At 72.1% G+C, this 6,179-nt stretch carries 5 protein-coding genes and 2 pseudogenes; 4 read left to right on the top strand and 3 right to left on the bottom strand.

The features are described from left to right. Together ABT367_RS40245 and ABT367_RS40240 are read right to left on the bottom strand one after the other, a co-directional pair. Window positions 1-315: pseudogene (locus tag ABT367_RS40245) on the bottom strand (hypothetical protein); the annotation flags it as partial. A 60-nt stretch (window positions 316-375) separates the two neighbouring features. Further along, on the bottom strand, window positions 376-1,938 hold the full coding sequence (locus tag ABT367_RS40240; RefSeq protein ID WP_352258788.1) for a serine/threonine protein kinase: 1,563 nt from the start codon (window positions 1,936-1,938) through the stop codon (window positions 376-378). Window positions 1,939-2,148: 210 nt separating this feature from the next. On the opposite strand from ABT367_RS40240, the gene ABT367_RS40235 reads away from it, so the two are divergent. After that, a complete protein-coding gene (locus ABT367_RS40235) occupies window positions 2,149-2,988 on the top strand; it encodes a nitrilase-related carbon-nitrogen hydrolase (RefSeq protein WP_352258786.1) in 840 nt (279 codons plus the stop codon). An 81-nt stretch (window positions 2,989-3,069) separates the two neighbouring features. Here ABT367_RS40235 and ABT367_RS40230 read toward each other — a convergent pair whose 3' ends face one another. Further along, window positions 3,070-3,888, bottom strand: a complete 819-nt coding sequence (locus ABT367_RS40230; protein WP_352258784.1) for an NAD(P)H-binding protein — start codon at window positions 3,886-3,888, stop codon at window positions 3,070-3,072. Window positions 3,889-3,936: 48 nt separating this feature from the next. Here ABT367_RS40230 and ABT367_RS40225 point away from each other — a divergent pair, with 48 nt between their 5' ends. The 3 genes and pseudogenes from ABT367_RS40225 to ABT367_RS40215 form a co-directional block, all read left to right on the top strand. After that, complete coding sequence (locus ABT367_RS40225; protein WP_352258782.1) at window positions 3,937-4,395, top strand: winged helix-turn-helix transcriptional regulator; 459 nt, start codon at window positions 3,937-3,939, stop codon at window positions 4,393-4,395. Continuing rightward, window positions 4,392-5,525, top strand: coding sequence for a DUF2786 domain-containing protein (locus ABT367_RS40220; RefSeq protein ID WP_434975647.1), 1,134 nt, complete (start codon window positions 4,392-4,394; stop codon window positions 5,523-5,525). Before ABT367_RS40225 ends, ABT367_RS40220 begins: the two co-directional genes overlap by 4 nt. Window positions 5,526-5,608: 83 nt before the next feature. Then, window positions 5,609-6,179 (top strand): annotated as a pseudogene (locus tag ABT367_RS40215) (FUSC family protein); the annotation flags it as partial.

Below are 6,179 nucleotides of genomic sequence, written 5' to 3'. Positions count from 1 at the left end.
CGTGTGGTGAGTGGAGTTGAGTTGTGTGCTGTTCCGATCTCGGGGTTCGCCGAGCCGGCCCTCGTGGGCGAGCAGCAGGGATTCGGCGTCCTCGATGTCGTAACAGCGCTCGACCCGCACGCCCGCCGCGAGCAGCCGTGGATAGATCCCGAAGGTCGAGCGCCACACCCAGCGGGTCACCTCGGGCCGGCTGCGTACGGCCTCGGCGAGGTCCGGCTCCCGCAGGATCTCGCCGTCCGGGCGGCCGTCCTCGGTCAGCGGGACGAGACGGGCGCCCCCGTCGTCCTCGCTGATCGCCCACCTCCTCGCGTCCATGCCCGCGAGTCTGTCAGCGGCCACTGACAGCGGCCCCTCTCCGCGGCCGGCGCCGGCCCGTCACATCCGCCAGTACTGGCCGGTGAAGTGCCCGCACGGCTTGAGGATCAGGTCGACGTGGACGGCGGGAGGTCCGTTGGTGTCCAGGCAGAGCCCGCTCTCCGTGTTGACGAACCGGCTGCTCGCGGTGTCGTAGCGCCACAGCTGGCCGCTGTAGTGACCACAGGGGTTGAGTACGGCCCTGACGCCCGTGGCGGGCTTCCCGTCCGTATCGAGGCACAGGTCGCTGGGGGTGTTGGTGAGATGCAGTCCGGTGTCGTCGTAGCTCCAGCGCTGGCCGCTGAAGTTCCCGCACGCGCGGAGTTCCAGGTCGAGGCCGGGGCGCTGCGGGCCGTTGGTGTCGACGCACAGTCCGCTGTGCGTGTTCGTGACCGGGCCTGTGGACGGGGAGGGCGGCGCTTGAGCCGGCGGCGTGGTGGACGGGGTCGCCTCGGCCGTGGTCTCCGGTGCCGACGTCGCCGGGGATGAAGGGGATGACGGGGACGACGGGGACGACGGGGGATCCGTGGACGCACTCGAAGGAGAAGACGTGGACGCGGTCGGACCCGATCCCGTCGAGTGGCCGCGATCGGGCAGCACCACCCAGAGGATCCCCACGATCGCGACGACGAGCACCGCCGCCGTCGCCGCGGCGACGGCCCAGGGGGTCCGGGGCCTCGGTGCGGGTGCCGGCATCGGCGGCGGGGCCGGTTCGGGCATCTGCCACGCCGTGGCGAGCACCGTGCTCACGGCATCGACGTCGAGGACCGTCCCGGAACCCTGGGCGTCGGTGAGTCCGGTGAGCAGCTCCCCGGGGAGCGGACGCCGCTCGGGCGACCGGGACAGCGCGGAGGTCAGGAGCGGCCTGAGCCGGGGCGGAACTCCGTCCAGGTCGGGGTCCTCGTGCGCGGTGCGGTGGAGCACCGCCTCGGCCGGTCCGGTGCCGAAGGGCGGCCGCCCGGTGGTGGCGTAGGCGACCGTCAGCGCCCACGCGAACACATCGGCCGGTGGGCCGGCCTGTCCGCGGAGCTGTTCCGGCGCCATGTAGCCCACGGTTCCGACCGCGACGCCGGTGCGCGTCAGCGCCGTTCCGTCAGCGGCCTGAGCGATGCCGAAATCGATCACCTTCGGGCCCCGGTCCGACAGCAGAACGTTGCCCGGCTTGAGATCGCGATGCACAAGGCCGGCCCGATGGATCGCCACGAGCGCCTCGGCGAGGCCGACGGCGAAGCCGTGCGCCATGTCACCGCTCAGCGGCCCGTGCTCGCCCACGTGCTCGGCGAGGGTCGGGCCCGGTACGTACTCCATGACGACGAACGGGCTGCTCGTCTCGACCTCGACGGCCAGCACCCGTGCCGTGCACGTGCCCTGGACGCGCAGCAGGGCCGCGGCCTCACGCCGGAACCGCGTGCGGAACTCGTCGTCGTCGGCAAGGTCCTCGCGCAACCGCTTGAGGGCGACAAGGCCGCCGTCGGCGTCCTGCGCCAGATAGACCACACCCATACCGCCCGCGCCCAGCCGGCCGACCAGCGTCCACCCGCCGATTCGCCGCGGGTCCCCCGCGCGCAGCCCGCTCAAGCTCACCTGGCTCCCCCTGACACATACGGTTCCGGACCGCTGAGCACACGCCTCATCGATGCTGACATCAACCTGCGGCCCAGATCTCTCGAACGCCGCACAGGCAGAGATCTGCGAGGATTTGTCCGTACGGAGAAGCGGAGTCATGCACTCCGTACGCCGGACGTACGCCGGACGTACGCAAGACGAACCACCAGCCCCCAAGGAGCCCCCGACATGCGCGTGGCCCTCGCCCAGACCGACTGCGAGCTCGGCGATGTCGAGAAGAATCTGGCCATCGCGCGTGAACAGATCGAACAGTCCGTGGCCCAAGGGGCGAATCTGGTCGTCTTCCCCGAGCTCAGCCTGCACGGCTACCACCTGGGCGGCCTGAAGCGGGACGAGTCCATCGCGGCGCAGGACCCGCGCGTCCTGGAGCTGAGCACCCTCGGCGCGGACGTCATGGTCGGGATGCACGAGCACACCAGCCTGCGCGCGTACAACACCTCGGCGTACTACAGCGAGGGCGCCCTGGTGCACGCGCACCGCAAGCTCTACCTGCCGAACTACCTGGCCTGGGAGGAGCGCAAGCACGTCAGCCCCGGCCAGAACATGCGCGCCTACGACCTGCCCCGCGGTGTCGGCCGCGCGGCCACCCTGGTCTGCAACGACGCCTGGCAGCCGGTGCTGCCGTGGCTCGCCGTACAGGACGGCGCCGAGGTCATCATCGTGCCGACCAACAGCGCGGCGAGCCTCGACCCGGAAGCTATGGACACGGGCCTTTACTGGGACACCCTGCTCTCGTACACCGCCCGCATGCTCCAGTGCTGGGTCGTCTTCGTGAACCGCGTCGGCAACGAGAACGGCGCCACTTTCTGGGGCGGCTCGAGGGTGGTGGACCCCCGGGGCACGGTGGTCGCCCAGGCCCCGAAGTGGGAGCCCGGCCTGGTCACGGTGGACATCGACGTGCACGAGGCCCGCCGCCAGCGCCGTGCCGTCCCGCTGGTCGCGGAGGCCCGCCTCGGCATGGTCGGCCGCGAGGTCCGCCGCCTGATCGACGAGGGCGGCGACAGCTGAGCCGGCCCAACCTTCGATCGGGGGACCTGTTGTCCAGCGGGAACCCGGACGAACCGGACATTCGCTGGACACTTGGTCCCCCTATCGCACCGCCTTCGCGTATGCCTCCAGCGCCGGCTTCGGGTCCCGGTCGAGGAGGTGGCGGAGGTCGCCGGCGGGCACTCCGGTTCCGTCCAGGAAGCCGGCCTGGATCGCCGAGTACGTGCTGAGCAGCATCGGCACCTGGAACGGCAGCGCCTGCCCGGCCCCTGAGATCGCCGCCCGCGTCGCCTCCAGAGTCGCCGGTTCGTACGAGCCGTCGACGGCGGCCGCCAACTCGGCGCCCCCGAGCGCCACCTCACCCACCAGCTCGTAGGTCCGCCCGGCGTGCGCCGACGCGTCGAGCGCCACCCGCACCGCCACCTCCGCGAGGTCCTCCCGCGCCACCGCCGCGAGCCGTCCGTCCCCGAGCGGCGCCGCGATCGTGCCGTCCGGACCGGGCGCGGCGACGGCCGCGAGGAACTCGGCGTAAAGCCCGTTCCTGAGCACCGTCCACTCCAGCGAGGAGGCGCGAAGCCGGCGTTCGGTCCAGCGGTGGGCCAGTGCGTACGTGAGGTGGTCGCCGTCGCCGCTGAGGCTCGTGTAGACGAGGTGCCGCACGCCGGCCTGCTCGGCGGCGGAGATCACCGCTTCGTGCCGCGCGATGACCACATCGTCCTCGGCGGCGCCCGCGGAGATCATCAACAGGGTGTGGACACCGGAGAAGGAAGCGTCGAGCGAGGCCGGGTCGTCGAAGTCGACCCGGCGCTGTCCGGGCCCCGGGCTGCGGGTGCCGACGACGACGTCGGAGCGGTCCGCGAGCAGCGGGGACGAGGTGACGAGACGGCCGAGAGCGCCCGTGGCGCCGGTGATGAGCAGCATGGGACTTATCGTTGCGGGGGTCCGCCGTCCGCGTAAGGAGGCACTTTCATGTCACCAGGGCACACCGGTGTAACCACCCCTGCCGCCTCTTCCGTCCCCGAAGCCTCCGCCGCCCCCTCCGGCCCTTCCGTAGAGGACCCGGTGATCGTCTGCGAGACCCCGCAGGACGAGTGCGGCGTACGCGATGTCCTGGACCGTCTCGGCGACAAGTGGTCGATGTACATCATGGTCGAACTGACCGCGGGCACCCTGCGGTTCAAGGAGTTGCAGCGGCGGATCCACGGGGACGTCTCGCAGCGGATGCTGACCTTGACCCTGCGGCGCCTGGAGCGGGACGGCCTGGTGACCCGTACCGTCTACGCGACGGTCCCGCCCCAGGTCGAGTACGCGCTCACCGGCATGGGACGCAGCATGAGCCACCTCCTCAAATCCCTCTCCGACTGGTCGATCGCCCACCGCCCGGCCATCGCCGAGGCCCGCAGCGCGTACGACGAGAGCCACCCGTGACCGACGCCGTGACCGACCTGGTGAACCGCGCCTTCAAGGCCGCGCTGTACGCCTCGGACGACACCTCCCTCGACACGGGCGCCGCGCTCCTCGCGGCCGACCTCGCCTCGGTACGGGAGGCACGCGCGCGGGGCGCGGAGTTCGTCACGCAGACGTGGCGGCGCGGATGGCAGCCCGCCGATGTCGTACGGATGGTGCGCCGCGAGCTGTCCGAGGAGCACGCCCGGCTTGCCGCCGGCCTGATCCTCGACGAGACCCGGCGCTACCCGGACGGCCTGCCGGCCCGCTGGGACGACCAGCTCGCCGCGCTGCCCGCGCGGGGCGAACCGTCGGACCGGTTCCTGCACGCCACGGCCCTGCTGGAGCTCTACCGGCTGCTCCTTCGCCTGCCCGCACTCGAACCGGTGGGCCCGGCGCCGGGCGCTCCCGCCCACCTGCCGCCGCCGTCCTCCCACGAGCCGCGCATGCTGACCCGTATCCGCGCGCTGCTCGCGAAGGCCGAGGGGACCGACTTCCCGGAGGAGGCCGAGGCGCTGACCGCCAAGGCCCAGGAACTGATGGCCCGGCACAGTGTCGACGAGGCGCTGCTCGCCCACCGCGAGCACTCGGCCGAGACGCCGGCCGCGTGCCGGATCGGCGTGGACGCCCCGTACGAGACGGCGAAGGCGATCCTGCTCGACGCGGTGGCCACGGCGAACCGCTGCCGTGCGGTGTGGAACGAGTCCTTCGGGTTCTCGACCGTGGTCGGCTTCGCGCCCGATCTGGAGATGGCCGAGGTGCTCTACACCTCGCTCCTGGTGCAGGGCACGTCGGCGATGGCCAAGGCGGAGGCGGCCCAGCGCTCGGGCGGCCGGCGCCGTACGAAGACCTTCCGCCAGTCCTTCCTGATGGCGTACGCGCACCGGGTCGGCGAACGTCTCGCCTCGGCCTCGGACCAAGTCGCCGCCGAGGACAGCTCGTTGCTGCCGGTGCTCGCGGCCCGGGAGGTCGCGGTGACGGGCGCGGTGGACGAGATGTTCCCGTCGACGCAGCGGACGCGGGTACGGGGCGTGGACGACGCGGCGGGGTGGGAGCACGGCCGCGCCGCGGCGGACCGGGCTCGCGTACAGGGCGGCTCCGGGGCGTCCTAGCCCGGCGACCGGCAACGGAACCCGCACTCCCACCCTTGTGCCCGTAATGCCGGATACGCGCCATCCATCCGTATCCTGAACAGGTGAGCTGGCTCAGAGCGCTGAAGGAGACCACCCGCTCGGGCCTGAAGGTCGAGCGCCACCGTCTCGAACCGCTCTTCGCCCTGCGCGCCACCGTCGGCCTCGCGCTGGTCGTCAGCTCGACGCTCGCCCTGTCGGGCCCGGAGGCCGCCGTCTCCTCGGCGTTCGGGGCGTTCCAGGCCGCGATCGCCACCTTCCAGCGCAGCTGGCGCCCGCGTCCGGTGCTCGCCCTCGCCTCCGGCATCACCCTCGCGATCACCACGTTCCTCGGCTATCTCGCCGGTGCCCATCTCGCCGTCTTCATCTCCCTGCTCGCCGTATGGACCTTCGTGGCCGGCCTGTGCTGGGCGCTCGGCCCGACCGTCGGCGTGATCGCCTCGTCGAACGTGGCCATGGTGCTCGTCACCGTCACCCTGCCCACCACCGTCGCCGAAGCGGCGGGCCACGCGTTCGTGATCTTCCTCGGCGGTCTCGTGCAGGCGGCGCTGATCGTCCTCTTCCCCATCCGCCGCTGGGGCGCCCAGCGCGACGCACTCGCGGACGCGCTCGCCGCCGAGGCCGACTACGCGCGCC

The sequence above is a fragment of the Streptomyces mesophilus genome (assembly GCF_040300965.1).
Taxonomy (GTDB): domain Bacteria; phylum Actinomycetota; class Actinomycetes; order Streptomycetales; family Streptomycetaceae; genus Streptomyces; species Streptomyces mesophilus_A.
The sequence above is the reverse complement of the archived record's forward strand: the minus strand, read 5'-3'. Positions and strand labels throughout refer to the sequence as shown.

Excerpts from the sequence above, each read along its gene's own strand:
- ABT367_RS40235 (WP_352258786.1), top strand. The coding sequence starts at position 2,149 with ATGCGCGTGGCCCTCGCCCAGACCGACTGCGAGCTCGGCGATGTCGAG.
- ABT367_RS40230 (WP_352258784.1), bottom strand. The coding sequence starts at position 3,888 with ATGCTGCTCATCACCGGCGCCACGGGCGCTCTCGGCCGTCTCGTCACC.
- ABT367_RS40225 (WP_352258782.1), top strand. The coding sequence starts at position 3,937 with ATGTCACCAGGGCACACCGGTGTAACCACCCCTGCCGCCTCTTCCGTC.